At 65.0% G+C, this 19,555-nt stretch carries 18 protein-coding genes; 7 read left to right on the top strand and 11 right to left on the bottom strand.

The features are described 5' to 3' along the window. Window positions 1–68: 68 nt before the first annotated feature. From V8683_RS15370 to V8683_RS15355, 4 genes are all read right to left on the bottom strand, one after another. The gene (locus tag V8683_RS15370) at window positions 69–977 is read right to left on the bottom strand and encodes a LysR substrate-binding domain-containing protein (RefSeq protein ID WP_411193230.1); all 909 of its coding nucleotides are present in this window, start codon (window positions 975–977) and stop codon (window positions 69–71) included. Between the two features lie 73 nt (window positions 978–1,050). Further along, the gene (locus V8683_RS15365; RefSeq protein WP_411193566.1) at window positions 1,051–2,163 is read right to left on the bottom strand and encodes a porin; all 1,113 of its coding nucleotides are present in this window, start codon (window positions 2,161–2,163) and stop codon (window positions 1,051–1,053) included. A gap of 113 nt (window positions 2,164–2,276) precedes the next feature. Beyond that, the gene (locus V8683_RS15360; protein WP_411193229.1) at window positions 2,277–3,317 is read right to left on the bottom strand and encodes an ABC transporter substrate-binding protein; all 1,041 of its coding nucleotides are present in this window, start codon (window positions 3,315–3,317) and stop codon (window positions 2,277–2,279) included. A gap of 97 nt (window positions 3,318–3,414) precedes the next feature. Next, window positions 3,415–4,563, bottom strand: a complete 1,149-nt coding sequence (locus tag V8683_RS15355; protein ID WP_411193228.1) for a mandelate racemase/muconate lactonizing enzyme family protein — start codon at window positions 4,561–4,563, stop codon at window positions 3,415–3,417. A 214-nt stretch (window positions 4,564–4,777) separates the two neighbouring features. On the opposite strand from V8683_RS15355, the gene V8683_RS15350 reads away from it, so the two are divergent. After that, a complete protein-coding gene (locus V8683_RS15350) occupies window positions 4,778–6,244 on the top strand; it encodes an aminotransferase-like domain-containing protein (protein WP_411193227.1) in 1,467 nt (488 codons plus the stop codon). 73 nt (window positions 6,245–6,317) lie between these two features. Here the strand turns inward: V8683_RS15350 and V8683_RS15345 are convergent, their stop codons facing one another. Next, window positions 6,318–6,767, bottom strand: a complete 450-nt coding sequence (locus V8683_RS15345; protein WP_411193226.1) for a helix-turn-helix domain-containing protein — start codon at window positions 6,765–6,767, stop codon at window positions 6,318–6,320. After that, window positions 6,755–7,036 carry a type II toxin-antitoxin system HigB family toxin gene (locus V8683_RS15340; RefSeq protein WP_411193225.1) on the bottom strand — a complete coding sequence of 94 codons (282 nt, stop codon included), beginning with the start codon at window positions 7,034–7,036 and terminating at the stop codon, window positions 6,755–6,757. Before V8683_RS15340 ends, V8683_RS15345 begins: the two co-directional genes overlap by 13 nt. 194 nt (window positions 7,037–7,230) lie before the next feature. On the opposite strand from V8683_RS15340, the gene V8683_RS15335 reads away from it, so the two are divergent. The 3 genes from V8683_RS15335 (at window position 7,231) to V8683_RS15325 (ending at window position 10,034) form a co-directional block, all read left to right on the top strand. Further along, complete coding sequence (locus V8683_RS15335; protein ID WP_411193224.1) at window positions 7,231–7,749, top strand: hypothetical protein; 519 nt, start codon at window positions 7,231–7,233, stop codon at window positions 7,747–7,749. Window positions 7,750–7,923: 174 nt separating this feature from the next. Then, a complete protein-coding gene (locus tag V8683_RS15330) occupies window positions 7,924–9,162 on the top strand; it encodes an MFS transporter (protein WP_411193223.1) in 1,239 nt (412 codons plus the stop codon). A gap of 32 nt (window positions 9,163–9,194) precedes the next feature. Then, a complete protein-coding gene (locus V8683_RS15325; protein ID WP_411193222.1) occupies window positions 9,195–10,034 on the top strand; it encodes an alpha/beta fold hydrolase in 840 nt (279 codons plus the stop codon). Window positions 10,035–10,072: 38 nt separating this feature from the next. Here V8683_RS15325 and V8683_RS15320 read toward each other — a convergent pair whose 3' ends face one another. Further along, window positions 10,073–10,969: a LysR family transcriptional regulator gene (locus V8683_RS15320; RefSeq protein ID WP_411193221.1), complete on the bottom strand. Its 897-nt coding sequence runs from the start codon at window positions 10,967–10,969 to the stop codon at window positions 10,073–10,075. Between the two features lie 173 nt (window positions 10,970–11,142). On the opposite strand from V8683_RS15320, the gene V8683_RS15315 reads away from it, so the two are divergent. Beyond that, a complete protein-coding gene (locus tag V8683_RS15315; protein WP_411193220.1) occupies window positions 11,143–12,618 on the top strand; it encodes a nitronate monooxygenase in 1,476 nt (491 codons plus the stop codon). A 77-nt stretch (window positions 12,619–12,695) separates the two neighbouring features. After that, a complete protein-coding gene (locus V8683_RS15310) occupies window positions 12,696–14,522 on the top strand; it encodes a chloride channel protein (protein WP_411193219.1) in 1,827 nt (608 codons plus the stop codon). Between the two features lie 76 nt (window positions 14,523–14,598). On the opposite strand, the gene V8683_RS15305 is transcribed toward V8683_RS15310, so the two are convergent. Continuing rightward, window positions 14,599–15,654, bottom strand: coding sequence for an NAD(P)/FAD-dependent oxidoreductase (locus tag V8683_RS15305; protein WP_411193218.1), 1,056 nt, complete (start codon window positions 15,652–15,654; stop codon window positions 14,599–14,601). 179 nt (window positions 15,655–15,833) lie between these two features. Continuing rightward, entirely contained in the window at window positions 15,834–16,808 is a 975-nt protein-coding gene (locus V8683_RS15300; RefSeq protein WP_411193217.1) for a cysteine synthase A, read from the bottom strand. Between the two features lie 193 nt (window positions 16,809–17,001). Between V8683_RS15300 and V8683_RS15295 the strand changes: the two genes are divergently transcribed. Beyond that, a complete protein-coding gene (locus V8683_RS15295; protein WP_411193216.1) occupies window positions 17,002–17,310 on the top strand; it encodes a DUF1840 domain-containing protein in 309 nt (102 codons plus the stop codon). Here the strand turns inward: V8683_RS15295 and V8683_RS15290 are convergent. Together V8683_RS15290 and V8683_RS15285 are read right to left on the bottom strand one after the other, a co-directional pair. Continuing rightward, on the bottom strand, window positions 17,294–19,117 hold the full coding sequence (locus V8683_RS15290; protein ID WP_411193215.1) for a chloride channel protein: 1,824 nt from the start codon (window positions 19,115–19,117) through the stop codon (window positions 17,294–17,296). The two genes, V8683_RS15295 and V8683_RS15290, sit on opposite strands and share 17 nt — an antisense overlap. 4 nt (window positions 19,118–19,121) lie before the next feature. Next, a complete protein-coding gene (locus V8683_RS15285) occupies window positions 19,122–19,535 on the bottom strand; it encodes a MarR family winged helix-turn-helix transcriptional regulator (RefSeq protein ID WP_411193565.1) in 414 nt (137 codons plus the stop codon). Window positions 19,536–19,555 lie beyond the last annotated feature (20 nt).

The raw sequence follows: 19,555 nt of genomic DNA, 5'->3' as shown, positions 1-19,555 counted from the left end.
CGGGTTGACGGCCGGGGAGGGTTCGAGCTTGAGAGGCAAAACGTCGCAGGATGCGACGAGCAGGGTATTTATCCCCGCACGGCATGCTGTTCGACGAGCCATCCGCTGAAATTGCGCACGCGCAGCGTGTCCTGCACTTCGGGCCGCACATCGAGCCAGTACCCCGAGGGCCCCGTCACTTCAACGGGGCTCAACTGCACGAGCGTGCCGTTCGCGAGTTCCGGCTCGATCATGTGCCGGTCCGCCACCGCAATGCCCAGACCCGCCACCACCGCGTGGATCACCTGGTCCAGCGTGCTGAATTCGAGTTCGCCGGCGCTTGCCATGGGCACGTCGAGCCCCGCCGCTTCGAGCCACGCTTCCCACACCAGCAGGCGCCGGTCGATGTCGAGGATATAGAGCCACGGATGCGCGGTGAGCAGCGCGCGTAGCGCGGCTTCGTCGGCGGGCGGCCCGTCGAACTCGCGTGCCGAGCCCACCAGCACGTGGCGCTCGCGCATCAGCAGTGTGCTCTGGCCCCCCGGCAGCGGCTCCATGCCGAAGCGAATCTGGCAATCCTCGTTGCGCTCGGTGCCGTGCAGCGGGCCGTATTCGTTCGTCACGGAAATGCGCAGGTCGGGATGACGTCCCTGAAAGTCGCGCAGGCGCGGCGTGAGCCAGCGCGTGGCGAGCGTGGGTGCGGCGTTGACGCTCAGGAGGCTGTTGGACGGGTCGGAGCGGATCGTGTCGAGGGTGTGGGCGATGCTGTCGAACGCGGCCTGCAGCGTGGGCAGCAGGCGCTTGCCCGCCGCGGTGATCTCGAGGCGGTGATGATGGCGCATGAAGAGCGGCGTGCCCAGATAGTCTTCCAGCAGCCGGATCTGCCGGCTGATCGCGCCTTGCGTGACGTGCAGGTTCTGGGCGGCCTTCGTGAAGCTGAGAGTCCGGCTCGCCTCCTCGAATGAACGCAGTGCGGAGAGCGAGGGAAGGCGGCGCATGATGACGACCTCGTGATGCGAAGAAAAAAGCGCCGGCGCAGAAGGGGCCAATTGCGCGCCGGCGCGTCAGACTTTAGAACGAGTGCGTGATACCCACGCGCGTGACGATCTGATTCTGCGTGCTCGACGGATTGAAGGCCGTGATCTGCGCGTTCTCGGCCGAACCCGCCGCGTGCTGGTACGAGCCCATCAGGTAGACCGACGTGCGCTTCGAGAACGAGTACTGCGTGATCAGGTTGACCTGGTGGTACTTCGGCGAACCGTCGGTGGCGTGATCGAGGCCGTCCGTGAAGGTATAGCCCCCGGCGATGAGCCACGACGGCGTAATGAAGTAGGATCCCGAAACTTCGTAGTTCTGGAAATGCAGGTCGTGGCTGCCGTCGGCCGAGGCGAAATCCACGTTCGTGTAGTCGAACATCACCTTCAGGCTGCCGAGCACGTATGACGCGCCGGCCGAGAGAATGCCTTGGTAGCGTGCGTTCGCGAGTGCATTGCCGTAGATGGCGTTGACATAGCTGCCGCCGCTGCCGTAGCCGGTCACCGACACGATCGGGTCGTTTACGCGCAGGTAGCCCACGCCCGCGCTGAACTGGCCGAGCGTGTACGCGGCGGCCGCGCTGTACGAGGCGTTGTTCGAGAACTGGCCTGCCTGCCCGCCGAGCGAGTAGTGGCCTTCGAACTGCAGACCGGCGATCTTCGGGCTCACGTACTTGATTGCGTTGTTGACCGGGAAACCGTTGTCGAGGTTGTCCATGTCGTTCGGGTGTGCGAAGTACCAGCCGCCATAGTTGCCGTTCAGCGTGAACGGCTCGATCAGGTCGACGGTCGCGTCCCACTGCTTGCCCAGCGTGATCTGGCCGTACTGATCGGACTTCAGGCCGACGTAGGCGTTACGCGAGAAGAGCAGGCCGCTGCCCATGGCCCCGGTGGCGACGTCGATGCCGCTTTCGAGGTCGAAGACCGCCGAGAGGCCGCCGCCCAGCTCTTCCGAACCGCGCAGGCCCCAGCGGCTGCCCGCGGGCACGCCGCTTTGCATCTGCACGAGGTGGCCGCCGCTGCCCGGCACGAGCTGGCCGTTCGAGCCGCCGACAACGTTGTTCGAGTAGTCGACGCCGAGGTCGAGGACGCCGTACAGCGTCACGCTGCTCTGCGCATGGGCGCCGGCCATGGCGAGGGCGAACGGCATGGCCGCGAGAATCTTCTTTTTCACAGTAGTCTCCAAATGGAACCGCCTTCGGGCGGCTCCGTTTTATTGCTTGTCGATAAGGTGTTGAGGAGGGAATCCGGTTGCGCGGGCGATCAGGCGCCGAGCGATTTCTGGACCTTCGCGGCGACGTCGGCCGGAACCCACGACTTCCACATTTCGGGGTGTTCCTTGAGGAACTTCGTCGCTTCGGTCTGCGCATCGACCTTATGCTCGGTCATGTCGAGAATGGTCGTGTTCAGGAAATCGATCGGAAAGCTGACCTTCGAGAAGAAGGCCATCACGTCCGGTTCGGCCTGGTAGAACGGCGTCGAAACGCCGATCTTCAGATGCGAGACCAGATACGAGGACGCGCACTGCTGCGGACTGTTTTCCGCGCGCAGCGTCTTCCAGCAGGCTTCGTTGAACGGCGGCATCTTGAGTTGTACGAACTTGTACCTGGCCATCAGCGCAGCCGGCTCCCAGTAGTAGGTGAGAATCGGCTTGCCGCGTTCGTAGGCCGACGAGATCGCCGCGTCGAGCGCCGCGCCCGTGCCGGGGCGGAAGTTCGTGTAGCTGTCGTCGAGCTTGAGCAGCTTCAGAAGACGTGTGTTCACGCGTTCGCAGTCCCAGCCCGAGGGGCAGTTCAGGAAGCGGCCGTGATCCGGTTCCTCGTCGTCGACGAAGAGCGTCTTGTACTTCGGCAGATCGCTCACCGACTGCAGGTCCGGCGCGCTGGCCTTGATGCCGCGCTTCGGATCGCCGTGGATCACGTAGTCGGGCACGTACCAGCCTTCCTTCGTGCCGCCCGGCAGCGTGTCTCCAACGAGCTTGACGGTGCCGGCCTTCTCCGCGCCCGCGATGATTTCCGAGCGGCCGGTCCACTGTTCGGCCCACACCTGCAGATCATTGCGCGAGAGCGCCGTTTCCGTGGCCGCGGTGCTGCCCGGCACGTCGTCGGTCTGGCAGCCATAGCCGTTCTTCAGCACGTAGCGCAGCACTTCGCTCGTGAAGCTGCCGCTTTCCCAGGTAATGCCCGCGAAATGGACGGGCTTGCCGCTGCTGCACCAGGTGCCGGCCGCGTGCGCGGGCAAGGCGGCTACCGCGAGCGGCGCGGCGAGGCACGCCGCGCGAATCAGATGGGTCAGGGTTTTCATTGCATGTCTCCGTTTTATTGAATTCATCGGTCACGCGCTATCGCTACTGCGAGGAAAAGGCAGGTCCGCCGCGCCCGGCGGCGGCCCGGAAAAGGTTTCAGTCGTAGCGGCTATCGGTTGCCAGCGTCGAGGCGAGCACGGCCTCGTTCAGCTCGATGCCGAGGCCCGGCGCGTCGCCAAGGTCGATCCACCCGCCGCCGTCGATTTCGATGGGACGCGTGAGCGGAAAGTCGCGGCGTTCGGGTGTCCACTCGGGCGGGTCGTACGGGAATTCGACGAAGGGGGCGCCCTGCGTGCCCATCGCGCCGGCAACCACGTGCAGATTCGCCGCGAGCCCGATGCCGTTGCCCCACGTGTGCGGCGTGAAGAGGCGGCCGCGCGCTTCGATCTGGGCGGCGAGGCGGCGTGCGCCTTCCATGCCGAGCGAGCAGACCACGTCGGGCTGATAGACGTCGAGGCAGTCGCGCTCCAGCAGCGCCTGGAACTCGTGCGCGTCGCGCGTCATCTCGCCGCCCGCGATACGAATGCCGAGCCCGCCGCTTTCCTTGCGCAGGCGTTCGTGGCCCGCGTAGTCGCCGCGGTGGAGCGGCTCTTCCACCCAGTACACGCGATAGCGTTCGAGCTGGCGGATCACCGCGAGCGCGTCGTCGGCGCTCCAGGGTGCCTGGGTGTCCCAGGGCATGCGCCAGCCCTGGTTGCAGTCCACCATCAGTTCGATGTGCTCGCCCGCGGCTTCGCGCACGGTGGCCAGCGCGGCGAGATCGTCGGCAAGGCTCGGACGGCCGAAGCGCACCTTCAGCGCGGGAAAGCCACGCGACACGCAGTGCCTGGCCCAGTGCGCCATGCCGTCGAGCGAGCGGTGCACGCCCGACGATGCGTACGCGCGCACGCGCCGCGAGCGGCCGCCCGCCATCTTCCAGCAGGGCTCGCCGCGGATCTTGCCGGCGAGGTCCCAGAGCGCGACGTCGAGCGGCCAGAGGCGCCCGGCATGGAAGCTGACGTTCTCGATCACGGCCGAGTGCCGCGCGAGATCGAGGGGATCGGCGCCGATGAAGAGGTGGCGGTAGTCGTCGAAGCCGTACATGGCGTCGCCGGAACCGCAGCCGACGCGGCCTTCGCTGTCTTCGACGCGTACGACGGTGGCGGGAAATGCGTGACGGGGGCGGCTGTCCCACGAGGCCGGGAACGGCGGCACGAGCGGCAGGCGATGATGGCTGACGGTGATGCGAGCGATGCGGTTTGTCATGGTGGTTATGCCGCTGGCCGGTGGCGCGGGCGCGCCGGGCTGCGTGTTGTCTCCAGTGCCCGTGTAAGCGTTACGGCATGCTAGGGGGTCGATTGGCGGGGTTCAATGAAGTCAATTGAAGTAAATGACAGCCTTCATTTCTGCGGATTGGGCGCGATAATTGATGGCATTGGCGCGCGCACGGCGCAGCCTCAGGAGACTCCGGGAAAACACCATGAACGGCTGGTTACCCACTACGTTGCCTCGTAGCAACGAGCCGAAATACCGGGCAATTGCGCAGGCCTACGAGCAGGCCATCCGCGGCGGCCAGATGCTGCCGGGCGAAAAATTGCCCGCGCACCGTCTGCTCGCGAAGAAATTGAGGGTCACGACAGGGACCGTGAGCCGCGCCTACGCGGAACTCGAACGCTGCGGCATGGTGGTGGCGCGCGTGGGCGACGGCACCTATGTGGCCGAGCCGGATGCCGACGGGCAGGGCTTGGGGCGCCTTACGGCCGCTCCGGCGCAAACCGCGATGGCTCTGACCGCGAACGGTGGCGGCACCGGTGCGGCGGCTGCGGTGGGTGTGGCAGCCGCGAGCCGTCCCATCGATCTCGGACAAAACGTGCCGATTCCCACCGACGAGGCCTCTCTCCTCTCCGCCACGCTGCGCGAACTCGCCGCGGACGAACGGCTCTCCGGCGAACTGCTGCTCTATCAACCCGAGGGCGGCCGGCGCTCGCATCGCGAGGCGGGCGCGCGCTGGCTCGCGCGCATGGGCGCGCCGGGGCCTGCCGAGCGCGTGCTCGTGACGCAGGGGGCGCAGCACGGTCTCGCCTGCGTGTTGCGCGCCGTGCTGCGCCCGGGCGACACGATCTTTGCGGAGGCGCTTAGCTACCCCGGCATCGTCGCGCTTGCGCGCCAGTTGCGCCTGAATCTGGTGGGCATCGAGATCGACGACGAAGGGATCGTGCCCGCGGCACTCGAACGCGCGTGCCAACTGCTCGCCCCGCGCGCGCTCTTCTGCGTGCCAACGTTGCACAACCCCACCACGGCGACGCTTTCCGAGGCGCGCCGCCTCGCCATTGCCGACGTCGCGTTGCGCCATAACCTCGTGGTGATCGAGGATCTCGTGCCGGCCGCGCTGCTCGATGCGCCGCCGACGCCCATCGCGGCGCGCTTGCCGGAGCAGGGCATCGTGATCGGCAGCCTCTCGAAGGCCGTAGCGCCCGGGTTGCGGATCGGCTATGTCCAGGCGCCGCAGGACTGGGTGGGCAAGATACTCGCCGTGATCCGCAGCGACTGCTGGATGACGGCGCCGCTTTGCGCGGAGATCGCGGCGCGCTGGATCGAGGGCGGCGAGATCGACCGGCTGATCGCGCAGCAGCGCACGTTCATCGACGCTCGCCAGGCCGTCGCCGCCGAGGTGCTGGACGGCACGCCTTACCGCCGCGATCCGGCCAGCCCGCATCTGTGGCTGCCGCTCGCCGAACCGTGGCGAGCGGCGGAATTCGCCACGGCCTTGCGGCACGTGGGCGTGCTCGTGAAGACGGCGGACAGCTTCGTGATCGGGCGCGGGTCGGCGCCGCATGCCGTGCGGCTCAGCCTGAGCGGCGCGCGCAGCGACGACGCCTTGCGCGAAGGGCTCACGCATCTGGCGCGGACGCTGCGCAACGGGCCGGAGGGGCTTTATTCGGCGTGAGGGTGGGCTGTGCAGGCTAGTGAGCCGGCCTTCTTTTTGCCGGAGCCGCTAGCTTGCGGGAACGGCGAACGAATCAATGAGCGGCCGCGGCGACCTCAGGAAAGAACACGGCTGGGCTGACCCGGAATCGTTGCGCCAGCAATCCAATCTGACGAGCGTTCAGGTCCCGCTTGCCGTTCAGAATTTCCGAAATGACGCCTTGGCTCCCGATCTCGGGCAGATCGTTTTGCTTCAGCGCATGCTGATTCATGAGCTCTTTGAGAACCGCCTGGGGTGTCGACCCCGGTACGTCGTGATGGATAGCTTCGTAGTCGCCAATCAGGGCGCCGAGGATATCCACCAGCGGTGCAAGCTCGCTGCGTTCGTCGCTGCCGCCGGCATCGAGCAGCCCGTTGAGTACGCGCACCGCTTCTGCATGGTCGGCTTCATTCGCGAGCGGATGCAGTGGAACGCGGTTCATCAGCGCAGTCAGGTGTCCGATCATTTCGCGAATTTCGCCTGGCTCAAACGTCAGGGTTTCCATTTGTCGTACTCCTTATGTGTCAGGACATGCCTCACGAACAGCATCTGCCGATTGAAATGGATGGCTGCAATCAGCCGGTACTTATTTCCGCCGATGTTGAACACGTAATAGTCGCTTACCTTGTCGACGGAATTGAACGCCTGTTTGAGAGCGGCGAAATCGCTAAATGAAGTCTCGACAATGATATGGCTCCACGCCCAGAGCGGATCGTGCGCCTCAGGGTGCTCGGCACAGAAATCACGGAGAGGGGTGTCGGGAATCACTCGCATCGGGGCAGTATATCTCAGATTGAGATAGCGTCAACCTGGCCGGATGGGTGCGGCTTTGCCGGCGAACGTGTGCCACACAAAAACGGTGATTTGCCTTCCTTTAAGCGCCGCTTAAGAGTCGTTGGCCAAAGTAGACCCCGACTCTGCAGGAGTCACGTCCTTTCGAAGCGAGATGGATCAAAGGAGGTAAGCACATGCGATTCCGCACGGTTTTCACCGCTGGCGCCATTGCGCTGGCCCCCGCACTGGCGCTGGCCGACCAGCCCGTCATGGTGCGCGTGAACGGTCAGGTCATTCCCGTTCAGCAGAGTACGCATATCGTCCAGACGTCGGCGGGTCCTGCGCGCGTGAGCACGTGGAGCTGGCATAGTCCGGACGGCCATGCCAACGTCCAGATGATGAGCAGCACGGGCGGCGCGCCGCCCGAGTGGGCGCTGAACCAGATGCAGGCGATGCAGTCGCAGATGCAACTGATGCAGACGCAGATGCGCATGGCCCAGGCGCAGATCATGCAGCTTCAGCAAGCGGCGCTCACGGGCGGGACCGTCATTCCGGCGCCGCTCTCGGTGATGTTCACGACACCCGCGTGGACAGTAAGCGGCGGACCGATCTCCGTGGCCGAGCCCGCGGGCGGCGCCGTTCGCACGCCGGTCCCGTCCGCGCCTTCTGCTGCGCCTGCGCAAGGCGCGCCGTCCGCCGGCGTGAAGCTCTGACGCGGCGATGGCTGCCGGGCGCAATGGGCGCCCCGGCAGCGCCGCTCCATTTGCTGCCGCCATCGCGCGGCACGGATTCGTTGGTTTCTCCTGGTGTTCCTGGTTTTCCCGCGGGCCGGTCTTTTCGTTAGACTGCCAGCCTGAGCGCAAGCATAACCAGCAACCAGGAGACATATGGCATTCCCCAACAAATACCGGGTGTTGTTGATGATCTGGCTTCTCCAGTTCGTCAACTACCTCGACCGCATCAATCTCGCGGTCGCCGCGCCGACGATGATGAAGGAATTGTCGATCGGCCCCGATCTTTTCGGTTTCGTCCTCGCGGCCTTCACCTTCGGCTATGCGATTGCCCAGATTCCGGGCGGCGCGTTGGCCGACCGTTTCGGCGCGAAGCGGATGCTGATCGTGAGCCCGATTCTCTGGAGCCTTTTCACGGGCGCGACCGGCTTCGTTTCGACCGTGCTCGCGCTGATCGTCGTGCGCGTCCTGTTCGGCTTCGCCGAAGGCCTGTCCAATGGCGCGAGCTTTAAGTCGGTTGGCGACTACTTCCCGCCGCAGGAGCGATCGACGGCTAACGGCCTTTATCTTTCCGCGCTGGCATTGGGGCCGGCCTTCGTTGCGCCGATCGCGGTGTGGTTTCTGATTCATACGGGCTGGCAGGGCATGTTCCGCTGGCTTACGCTGCCCGGCCTTGCCATGGCCGTGCTGGCGGTGTTCCTCATGCCCGCAACCCGGGTGTCGCGCGAGGCGGCTGCGGCCGGCCCGAGCGAGCCGGCTTCGCACACGGGCGGGTCGTTCGGCGCGGTCATGCGGATGCCGCGGTCGTGGCTCATCTTTACCGCCTACCTCGCGTTCAACGTCGCGTTCTGGGGCTATCTGGGCTGGATGCCGAGCTATCTTTCGATGGCGCGCCACATCGATCTCAAGACGCTCGGTTTCGCGGCTTCCGTGCCGTATTTCGCGGGCACCGTCGGCATGTTCGTGTTCGGTTGGCTCGGCAGCACCGTCCTGTATCGCGCACGCTGCCTGCTGATCGCATTCATCTACCTCTGCACGGCGGCGTGCCTGTACGTGACGTACAACGTGGATAGCGCCGCGCACAGCATCATCGGCCTTTCGGCCGCCGGGTTCTTCCTCTATGGCGGATTCGGGCCGCTCTGGTCGGTGGTGCTGGACCTCACGCCGGACACGAGTCGCGGCGCCTTCTCGGGTTTCGTGAATTGCGGCGGCCAGATCGGCGGCTTTTTTGCGCCTATCGTGGTCGGCTGGATTGTCGGCAGGACGGCTTCGTTTACCGGGGGCTTCATCTTCATGAACGTCGCGCTTGCCATTGCCGCCGTTTGCTTCCTGCTGCTGCACACTGTCGTGCGTTCGCGGCAGTCGGCGGCGCTCGCGTCGGGCAAGGCCGCATGAGCGCGAGCGGCGGTGCATTCGCGGAAAGCGAAGTGCTCGCCGGCGGCGTGCTCACACGCTACGCGACGGCGGGTGCCGCGGGGCCTGCGGTGCTCCTCGTTCACGGGCGCGGCATCGGCGCGTCGGGGGCGACGGAGTGGCATCGTCTGTTGCCGCGGCTGGGCCGGGCCGGCTTTCGCGCGTACGCGCCCGATCACCTTTCGATGGGTTGGACCGATCTGCGCCCGCACGCGTGGCCGGTCAATGGCTACGAGAGCCTGATCGGCCACATGCTGGCCTTTCTCGACGCCATGCAGATCGAACGGGCCTTCGTGATCGGCAACTCGATGGGGGCCTATGTGGCGGCGCGCCTCGCGCTCGATGAGCCGCGCAGGGTGGCGGCGCTCACGATGATCGGCAGCAACACGCTGGCTGCCGCCCTCGACCTGATTCCCGCACCGGCGCCGGCCATGCCTCGGGAAGAAGACTGGCAGCGCGAAGGGATTCGGCGACAACTCCTGACGCAGTTCGCCGAACCGTCCGCATTGCCGGAGGCCATGCTCGATCGGCGTGTTGCGGCGGCTCAGCGGCCCGGGGCGCGCGAGGCCACCGAAGCGTTGATCGACGCACTGCGGGCGCGGGCAGGCGACGAGACGGTGCGGGCGGATTTTCTGATCGGTGACGGGCTGCTAAAACTCAGGATGCCTATGCAGATCCTTTGGGGCGAGCAAGATCACATCGCGCCGGTTGCGCTCGCGCACCAGATTGCCGCGTTGCTGCCCGCCATCCCTTGTGGCGTGATCCCGGCTGCGGGTCACCTGTGCCATATCGAAGCTGCCGATGCAGTGGCGAATTCGATCGTGCGATTTCTACGGCAGGTAGTATCCCAGTAGATCAGGATGACTGATCTTTTCTTCTGGCTATGAAATGGTCATGCTCGCCGCCATCCCCTGGTGCGTCCCTCAGGCGCCTGGGGCAATCTGAAATCTGCCTGCTTCGCGACGATCCGCAGTCCGCTCCGTGCACGCGAAAGGACGTCGCCATCGTATTCCGAGGTGTACACCGCATAAGCGGAGTGTGCGAACGCCGGTGCGTCGCGGACCAGGAACACCTCGCCTTTTTCCAGGAACGGCGCCACGGTGCCGGCACGAAAATATCCGGCTCCGCCCACCTCCAATAGATAGATCAGCGCCAACGGCCCGAGCGAGATCGTGACCGGCGGATTCGGAAAATCCGGAAAGGCCGCGCTATGGTTCGCCGCGAAATTGGGCCCCCAGTCGACGTACACATAATCTTCAGGGTCGAAGCGGCCGTTCGCCATGCTGGTCACCATGACGAGCTTTTCTTCGAGCAGCAGTTCGCACACGAGCCCGGGGCGCCGCGGCGGGTTGTAGAGCAACGCGAGATCGAGCGACCCGTCTTCGATGCGATCGAGCAGGCGATTGGGGGCGTCGACATCGGCGCGCAACGCCACTTCGGGGCAGACGTGATGCATCCACACGAGCCAGTCGGCCAGCAGCGGATGCCAGATGCTGAGTTCCCCGCCCACGCTGACCCCATCTTCCCGTCCCGGCGGCAGTCCTACGTGCTGTCTTGCGCGCTCCCAGCCCTGGACGAGGCTCGTCGCGTGGCGCACGAAGCGCTCACCGGCTGGCGTGAGCCGTGCCCCGGCCTTGTTGCGAACGAAGAGCGGACGTCCCAACTGCTGTTCGAGCGAGCGAATGCGGGCGCCCACCGCGGTCTGGGTCAGATGAAGGCGCTCGGCGGCGGCGACGAAACTGCCGCTGCCGGCAATTTCGAGGAAGGTACGGGCAAGGTCGATGTCCATCGATTCAGTGCAATATTTTTGCGGTCATTGGAAATAATAATTCATTTGTCAATTTTTAAATCGATATCCAGCATAGAGGCTGTCGCGATCTCCTGACACGCCGCCGGGTGGCCGCTTGTGCGCCACCGCGGTCTTTACAGATCGCTTTCCCTCTCCGCTGCTGGAGCCGTGCCATGTTCAGTCCATTGCGCAACGTTCAGACGCTCGCGCAGACGCCGTTGTGCGAAATGCTCGGCTGCCGATATCCGATCCTGCTGGCGGGAATGGGGGGCGTGTCGCGCCATGAACTCGTGGCGGCAGTGGCCGATGCCGGCGGATTCGGTTTTCTGGGCATGGTGCGGGAACCGCTCGACCTGATTCGCGACGAGGTGACCCGGGTGCGGCAAAGCACGGACGGGCCGTTCGGCGTCAATCTGATTCCCGCGGCGACCGACGCCGAACTGCTGCGCCAGCAGATCGACTTGTGCATCGAGTTGCGCGTGCCGGTGGTCGGCCTGTTCTGGGACGTCGCGCCCGACGCGATCGCCACGTTGCGCGCAGCCGGCATCCTGGTGGTCTATCAGGTCGGTTCGGCGAGCGACGCGCAACGGGCGCAGCAAGCCGGCGCCGACGCGCTGATCGTGCAGGGCGTGGAAGGCGGCGGCCACGTGCGCGGCCGGCAGCCGCGCGCGGAACTGCTGACTGAGGTGCTGGCCGTGACGGACGTGCCGGTGGCCGCCGCCGGCGGCATTGGCGACGGCCGGGATGTGGCGCGGGTGCTCGAGCAGGGCGCTCAGGCCGCGGTGCTGGGCACGGTGATGATCGCCACGCACGAATCCTTTGCCCACGAATATCACAAGCGGCGTCTGGTCGAAGCGCAGGCGTCCGAGACCGTGCTGACCGAAGCGTTTCATATCAACTGGCCTCCCCACGCCGCGGTCCGCGTGCTCGGCAACAGCGTGACGCGCGGCGAGCACGGCGATCCGTTCGTCTATGGTCGAACCGTGATCGGCGACGAAGAGGGACGCCCGATCTATCTGTTCAGCACCGATTCGCCGCTGCGCTCGATGACGGGCGACTACGAGGCGATGGCGCTCTATGCGGGCCTCGGTGTCGGGCGCATCACGACGGTGGAGCCTGCGGCGGAGCGCGTGGCACGCATCGTGGCTGAGGCGGCGGAGTCCCTGCACCGGCTGGACGCGCCGTCGAAGGCGTTGAGTTCGCCGGTCTGCTATGCCGCCGAGTTCGAACGCGAAAGCAACGAAGCCGTCGTCGTGCGGCTCGACGAACTGCTCGAGGCCGAGCGCGCGGGCGCGCGCGTGACGCTGGAAACGGCGGCCCATACGCGCGACGCCGGGCAGCGCGATGTCATCGAAGCTATCCATCGTGACGAGGTGAAGTGGTGCGCGATGCTGGCGCACGCGATTCGTACGCTCGACGGAATGCCCAGTTCGCACACCGGCGCTTTCTATGCCGAGGCGATGGCCATCGACGATCCGCTGGAACGTCTGGCCTTCGTCAATCGCGGTCAGGCATGGGTCGTGAGCAAGCTGCGCGAGGTGCTGCCGCTGGTGAACGACGCGGCCATCCAGCGGAGCCTGACCGAGATGCTGGTGGCCCACGAGTTGAATCGCGACAAGGTCGATGCGCTGCTCGACAGTGCGGGTTGAAGCATGAATGGCAAGGATGAGGACGGAATTTTCGATGAACAGGGTAACCCGGGATTTTCGGTGGTGAGGCAAGGAGAATGACGAGCGAGCACAAAGGCGATTTCACAACGGATGTCCGGCTTCTGCGCATCAGCGCCATCGCGGCGGTCGGCGGCGCACTGAGCACGGTCGCCGCCGATTTTCTGCTGCACCTGATCCGCTTCTTCACGAACCTGTTTTTCTTCCAGACGATCTCCACGGCGAACCATTCGCCTTCGCAGAACACACTGGGACTGCTCGTTGTCGTGGCGCCCGTGATCGGCGGTCTGCTGGTGGGATTGATCGCCCGGTACGGTTCGGAGCAGGTGCGCGGTCATGGCATACCGGAGGCCATCGAGGCGATCCTGTTCGGGAAGAGCAAGATGTCGCCGAAGGTCGCGGTTCTGAAACCGCTGGCCTCGGCAATCGCGATCGGCAGCGGCGGGCCGTTCGGCGCGGAAGGCCCAATCATCATGACGGGCGGCGCGATCGGTTCGCTCATCGCGCAATTTTTCCGTCTGACGAGTGCCGAACGGAAGTCGCTGCTGGTGGCGGGGGCGGTGGCAGGCATGACCGCGGTGTTCGGTACGCCGATTGCGGCCGTGCTGCTCGCAATCGAACTGCTGCTGTTCGAGTTGCGGCCCCGCAGCCTTTTGCCTGTCGCGATTGCGTGTGCGGTAGCGGGCTTCACGCGGCCGCTGCTGCTGGGCAGCGGGCCGTTGTTTCCGCTGCAAACCTTGCCGCTCGGCCCGATCGGTTTCGCGGCATCGGCCGTGGCCGGGTTGATTGCCGGCGCCTTGTCCTGGGGGCTGTCCACCTCGCTGTACAAGATGGAAGACCTCTTCGGCAAGCTCCCTGTCCATTGGATGTGGTGGCCCGCGTTGGGCGGCATCGCAGTCGGCATCGGCGGGTACTATCAGCCTCGCGCGCTTGGCGTCGGATACGACGTCATCGGCGACCTGCTGCAAAATCATCTCGCCGTTAGCGTGGTGATCTCGATCGTTCTCGTCAAAGCCGTTATCTGGGTCATCGCGCTGGCGTCGGGCACGTCGGGCGGCGTCCTCGCGCCATTGCTGATGATGGGCGCGGGCGTGGGCGCCGTGGTCGCTCCGTATATGCCCGGGGGCCAACCCGCGATCTGGCCGCTCGTCTTCATGGCCGCTGCGCTTGGGGGCATGATGCGCGCGCCCATCATGGCATCGGTATTCGCGTTCGAGCTGACGGGCGACATGAATGCCTTGCTGCCCCTGCTGGCGGCGGCTGCGGTCGCCTATGGCTTCACGGTCCTCATGATGCGCCGCTCGATTCTGACCGAGAAGATTGCCCGCCGCGGCTATCACATTTATCGCGAGTACAGCGTCGATCCGCTTGAGCGCCATTATGTGGATGAGGTGATGACGCGTGCCGTCGAGGCGATCGATGCGGGCGCAACGGTTGCCGATGTGCTTCGCGACCACTTTGGCCCGCAGCAGAAGTATCGCGCCTTTCCCGTGGTGGCGAATGGCGTCCTGGTGGGCATGGCAGACCGGACCTTGCTCGAGCGGATTCCTTCCGGCGAGTGCGGCAAGCCTGTGACCGCGTTTCTCTCGCCGGCACGCCCCGAGGTCGCTTTCCCGGGCGAAACCTGCAGAAACGTCGCTGCGCGCCTGGCCGTCACGGGGCTCGACCGTGTGCCCGTTGTCGAGGACGCGGAGACATATCGTCTGCTCGGCCTCGTATCGCGGCACGATCTGGTCAAGCCGCTGTTGTCGGTGTTCACGGAGGAGCGCGAGCGGGAGCAGTTCCGCCGTGTCTGGTTTGCGGGGGGGACGCGCTTCGCACCGGTTGGCAAGCCGCAGGACGCCCGTAGCGAGCGCACGGGGGAGACGACCGGGTCAAGCCAGTAAAGCCAATAAAGCGGAGGAACGGGATGCCGCATGACGAGACGGGAAGCGTCGGATTGCACGATGGCCTCCCGCGCCGCTAGGCATGACTTGCCGCAACCCGTTCCGCCAGTTTCGCATCGTAGCTCGAATGCACATGTATGCGCTTCTTGCCCGGAAAGGCATAGTTATAGGCCTTGCGCAAGGCAAGCGAGGCTTCGTGGAAGCCCGAAAGAATCAGCTTTTGTTTGTTGGGATAGGTTGCGATATCCCCTGCCGCGAAAATACCTGCCCGAGAGCTTTCGTAATACGCCGTATCGACGGCGATGCGTCCGCCTTGTATCTCGATGCCCCAGTTGACAATCGGGCCGAGGTCCGCAACGAGACCGTAGAGCACGAGCAACTCATCCGCCTCCAGGCGGGTGGCCCCGTCGATCTGATGAACGTCCACCGATTCGAGCCGGCCGGCAGGCGCATTCAGGCCAGCGATCGTACCGATTACGAAGCCGATTTCGCCGGCCTCGATCGACTGCCGCAAACGCGCGACGCTTGAGTCCACTGCGCTGAAGGCATTGCGGCGATGCACGAGCGTGACCTGCCGCGCGACGGGGAGCAGTGCCAACGCCCAGTCGAGCGCGGAGTCACCCCCACCCGCCACGACTACGTGCTTTCCGGAAAAGTCGCCGATATTTCGCACACCGTAGTGAAGATGACGTCCCTCGAGCGGTCCGGCTTCCGCGAGAGCCAGGCGCTGTGGAGCAAAGGCGCCGTTACCGGCGGCGATCAGGACCGCTGCGGTATCGAACCGGAGCCCCTCGCCGGTGAGGACGGTCCAGCGCCCGTCCTCACCCGATTCGAGGGTTTCGATGCGCTGACCCAGATGGATCGGCGGATCGAACGGGCGACATTGCTCGAGCAGCCGATCGACGAGATCGCGCGCCGTGCACGACGGGATGGCGGGAATATCGTAGATCGGTTTGTCCGGATAAAGCTCGATGCACTGGCCGCCGATGCGCTCGAGCGTTTCCACGATTTGACACGAGAGTCCGATTACCCCGGCCTCGAATGCCGCAAAAAGGCCCACGGGACCTGCGCCGACAATCAATACGTCCGTGCGTATCGGATCGTCGCCGGGTACGTTGCGCTGAGATGTCATATTCGTTCCCATGCCTGACGTGACGGCCTTACGATACCGCTACGGCCGCATGCAAACAACGATGCCATCACGGTTGGTATGGGCAATGCAGGTTCGGGGCCGAGGCACGCGTATGCATTAACCACTGAGGCAAGTGGGAAGGATACCGAAACAAATCGGGATTCGTGCCGCAGCGCGATCTACTGCGGCGCGAGGCCTTTGCTGCGCAGCCAGTCTGGATTGAAGAGACGTGCCTGATACAGGTTGCCGCGGTCGCACAGCAACGTCACGATCGTATGCCCCGGACCCATCTGCCGTGCGAGCTGCACCGCCGCCGCCACGTTGATGCCGGTCGATCCTCCGACGAACAATCCTTCTTCGCGCAGCAGGCGGTAGACCATGTTCACGCAGGTGGGATCGTCGACGCGAATGGCGTCGTCGATCGGCGTACCTTCCAGGTTGGCCGTCACGCGCGACGAGCCTATGCCTTCCGTGATCGAGTTGCCTTCCGAACGCAATTCGCCCGATTTCACGAAGTTGTACAAGGCGCTGCCGTCGGGGTCCGCCAGCACGATCCGTACGTCGGGATTCTTTTCCTTGAGGAAACGGGCGACACCTGCCAGCGTACCGCCCGTGCCGGTGGCGCACACGAACGCATCCACGGTGCCGGCCGTATCGCGCCAGATCTCGGGGCCGGTGGTTTCGTAATGCGCCTGGCGATTCGCGAGGTTCTCGAACTGATTGGCGCAGATCGCGTTCTCCAGTTCGCCAGCCAGATGGGCCGCAATCTTCTGGTAATTGTTCGGATCGCGATATGGCGCGGCAGGCACGGACCGCACCTCGGCGCCCAGCGCGCGCAGCAGTTCCATTTTTTCCGGAGACTGCGTTTCGGGAATGACGATCACGCAGCGGTAGCCGCGCGCGGCGCAGATATGCGCGAGGCCGATTCCCGTATTGCCCGCAGTACCTTCGACCACCGTGCCCGCCGCTTTCAGGCGGCCCGTGCGCTCCGCCTCTTCGATGATGTAGCGCGCCGCGCGATCCTTGACGGATCCGCCCGGATTCATGAATTCAGCTTTGCCGAATATTTCGCAGCCGGTTTCTTCGCAAAGTTTCGCAAGCCGGATGAGCGGCGTATTGCCGATCGCACCGGTAAATCCCTCTGACACGCGCATGACGCCCTCCGCGGCGAAATGTGTCCTTCATGGAGAATAGACCGCCGGACAGCGAACGGGGTAGCGTGGCGCCGGCATCCCGCAGCGCGATGCTCCAAGACCGTCTTCGGCCGGATTGCCGCTTGATTGTGTCATGTTGTGATATAAAATGAAAGCATGCGCGCAGACGGCGCCATACAAGGGAGGATCCGACATGCTGGTCACGTTTCAATCGCGGGCTGCGCCTGACGTAGTCATGCTCAGGGATCTCGCCCAATATCTGCTGGGACTCGTGGGGCGTCGGCTCGGCGCGCGCGGCGTTATTTCGCATGACGAATTGCCGAAGGCGATCGAACGCATGGAAGCGGAAATTGCCGCGGCCGAGCGTCATGAACTGGCCCTGCAATACTCGCGCGATCGCGACCATCGGCCAGCCAACGAACTTTCCCAGCGAGCCTGGCCCTTTATCAACATGATGAGAGAGTCCGAAAAGCAGCACGCCGACATTATCTGGGGGTTATAGCCCCGCGCGTGTTGTCGTGGGCGTGCTTGCGGACGGGTTCGAAACGGCGCCTGGCCGGGCTGAGCGCAATGCGGCGGAAGCGCTCGCGCTTTTGCTCTTCTTCGAAATGGGCGAGCGACGGCTTGACGAGATCGCTGCGGGACACGATGCCCACGAGCTGCAACGATTCTCCGTCCGCAACGACCGGCAGCCGCTCGAGACCATGCACGGCCATGCGTGCGGCAACCTGGCGGCACGTCTCGGTCGGGAGTGCCACGACGGTCGATTTTCCGCCCAGCAGTTCCCCGACCGGCGTATCCATGGGCCGGCTATCGCGCCACGCGTCGAGCGCCGACCGGTCGAGAATGCCCAGTACCGCCCCGTCCCTCACCACAGGGTAGGCGCGCCGCGTCTGTGCCGGGCCAAAGTAGCGATCCAGCGTGTCCTGCACGCTCAGGCTCGCATCGATCGCATCGACGCCGCGCGTCATGACTTCGTCGACGTAGTGCCGTTCGAGCGGATCGACGCCGTATTCGCGGTAGATGTGATAGCCGCGCCGCGCGATCTTTTCGGTCATGATCGAGCGCTTCATCACGACCGTGGCGAAGCCATGAGCGACGAGCGTTGCCGCGAGCAGCGGCAGCAACGCATTGGCATCGTGCGTCAGCTCGAAAGCGAAGATGATGGCCGTCAAGGGGGCGCCGAGCGTCGCGCCGAGCATGGCCGCCATACAGACGAGCGGCCAGAGCGCGGGGTCGGCACCGGGCAGCACGTGGCTGAGCACCACGCCGAGTCCCGCGCCCAGCATCAGCAGCGGGGCGAGTACGCCGCCCGAGGTGCCGGAGCCGAGCGCGATCACCCACATGATCGCCTTCACGGCGAGAATGGCGAGCGCAGCCTGTACGACGATGTGCTGATGCAGCAGGTCGCCGATTACGTCGTAGCCCACACCGAGCGCGCGCGGCTCGAAAAAGCCGCCCACACCCACCGCGAGTCCGCCGATTGCCGGCCACCACATCCAGTGGATCGGCAGGTTGCCGAAGAGATCTTCGGTCTTGTAGAGCGCGGCCGAGAGGCTCGAGGCGAGCGCTCCCGCGAGGAGGCCCGCGACGACGCACGAGATCAGCGAAAGGGCTTGCGGCGGCGGCGTGTCGAGCGGAAAGAGCGGGCCCGTCGGAAAGAAGATCGCGCGTGCGAAGCCGGCCACGGCGCAGGCAAGCGCCACCGGCAGGAAGCTGCGCGGGCGCCATTCGAACAGCAGGAGTTCGACGGCCAGCAGGACCGCCGCCACGGGTGTGCCGAACACGGCCGTCATGCCTGCCGCCGCACCGGCGACGAGCAGCGTCTTGCGCTCGGCGGAGGTGACTTTCACGCATTGCGCGATGAGCGAGCCGATGGCGCCGCCGGTCATGATGATCGGGCCTTCGGCGCCGAACGGGCCGCCGCTGCCGATCACGATGCCGGAAGAGAGCGGCTTGAGCACGGCGACCTTCGGCGACATGCGGCTTTTGCCGAAGAGAATGGCTTCGATGGCTTCGGGAATGCCGTGGCCGCGAATCTTGTCCGAGCCGAAGCGCGCCATCATGCCCACGATGAGTCCGCCCATCACGGGGACGATCACGACCCACCCTCCAAGCCTGTTGAGTGCGGGCGAATGATCGGCGAACGAAAAATGACCGAAGAAGAACAGGTTCGTGAAGAGGTGAATCAGGTTGAGCAGCACGAAGGCGGCTACCGTGCCGAGCATGCCTATGCCGGCGGCGAGCGCGCAAATATAGGGCAGCCTGTCGTTGACCGAAAAATCTCGTTTGTGGGTGTTGTGATTCATGAATTCAAGAATCGATCTGCGGAATGGTGAATCTGCCCTCGAGCGAGCGCAACTCGGCACGATGCATTTCGGCAAGGCGTGCGAGGATTCGCTCGCCTGCCGGCAAGATGTGAACTTCGACCTGGCGACGGTCCCGTTCGCTGACCCGGCGCTCGACCAGGTCGAGCGCTTCGCAGCGGGACACGAGGGCCACCACGCCGTGGTGCTGCGCCTGGAGCCGTTCGGCGAGTTCGCCGATGGTCGCCCATTCGCGGCCGGGATAGCCCTTGATGTGCAGAAGCAGCAGATACTGAAGCGGCGTAACGCCTTCGCCCTGGGCTGCCTGTTCAGAAAAGCGCTCGAAGCGCCGCATCTGATAGCGGAACTCCGAGAGCTGTTCGAAATTCGTCTTGCTCAAGTTTCGCGTGGGTGTTTTCATGAGGTATTCATCGCGGGGGT

It is taken from the genome of Paraburkholderia sp. AV2, assembly GCF_054968425.1.
Note: the sequence above shows the minus strand (reverse complement) of the source record. Positions and strands in the feature narration are given on the sequence as shown.

Bases quoted from the DNA above. Each gene is read 5' to 3' on its own strand.
- V8683_RS15285 (WP_411193565.1), bottom strand. From the start codon at position 19,535: ATGAAAACACCCACGCGAAACTTGAGCAAGACGAATTTCGAACAGCTC.
- V8683_RS15300 (WP_411193217.1), bottom strand. From the start codon at position 16,808: ATGCGCGTGTCAGAGGGATTTACCGGTGCGATCGGCAATACGCCGCTC.
- V8683_RS15335 (WP_411193224.1), top strand. From the start codon at position 7,231: ATGCGATTCCGCACGGTTTTCACCGCTGGCGCCATTGCGCTGGCCCCC.
- V8683_RS15350 (WP_411193227.1), top strand. From the start codon at position 4,778: ATGAACGGCTGGTTACCCACTACGTTGCCTCGTAGCAACGAGCCGAAA.
- V8683_RS15355 (WP_411193228.1), bottom strand. From the start codon at position 4,563: ATGACAAACCGCATCGCTCGCATCACCGTCAGCCATCATCGCCTGCCG.
- V8683_RS15295 (WP_411193216.1), top strand. From the start codon at position 17,002: ATGCTGGTCACGTTTCAATCGCGGGCTGCGCCTGACGTAGTCATGCTC.
- V8683_RS15360 (WP_411193229.1), bottom strand. From the start codon at position 3,317: ATGAAAACCCTGACCCATCTGATTCGCGCGGCGTGCCTCGCCGCGCCG.
- V8683_RS15370 (WP_411193230.1), bottom strand. From the start codon at position 977: ATGCGCCGCCTTCCCTCGCTCTCCGCACTGCGTTCATTCGAGGAGGCG.
- V8683_RS15345 (WP_411193226.1), bottom strand. From the start codon at position 6,767: ATGGAAACCCTGACGTTTGAGCCAGGCGAAATTCGCGAAATGATCGGA.
- V8683_RS15310 (WP_411193219.1), top strand. From the start codon at position 12,696: ATGACGAGCGAGCACAAAGGCGATTTCACAACGGATGTCCGGCTTCTG.
- V8683_RS15315 (WP_411193220.1), top strand. From the start codon at position 11,143: ATGTTCAGTCCATTGCGCAACGTTCAGACGCTCGCGCAGACGCCGTTG.
- V8683_RS15340 (WP_411193225.1), bottom strand. From the start codon at position 7,036: ATGCGAGTGATTCCCGACACCCCTCTCCGTGATTTCTGTGCCGAGCAC.
- V8683_RS15330 (WP_411193223.1), top strand. From the start codon at position 7,924: ATGGCATTCCCCAACAAATACCGGGTGTTGTTGATGATCTGGCTTCTC.
- V8683_RS15320 (WP_411193221.1), bottom strand. From the start codon at position 10,969: ATGGACATCGACCTTGCCCGTACCTTCCTCGAAATTGCCGGCAGCGGC.
- V8683_RS15365 (WP_411193566.1), bottom strand. From the start codon at position 2,163: ATGCCGTTCGCCCTCGCCATGGCCGGCGCCCATGCGCAGAGCAGCGTG.
- V8683_RS15290 (WP_411193215.1), bottom strand. From the start codon at position 19,117: ATGAATCACAACACCCACAAACGAGATTTTTCGGTCAACGACAGGCTG.
- V8683_RS15305 (WP_411193218.1), bottom strand. From the start codon at position 15,654: ATGACATCTCAGCGCAACGTACCCGGCGACGATCCGATACGCACGGAC.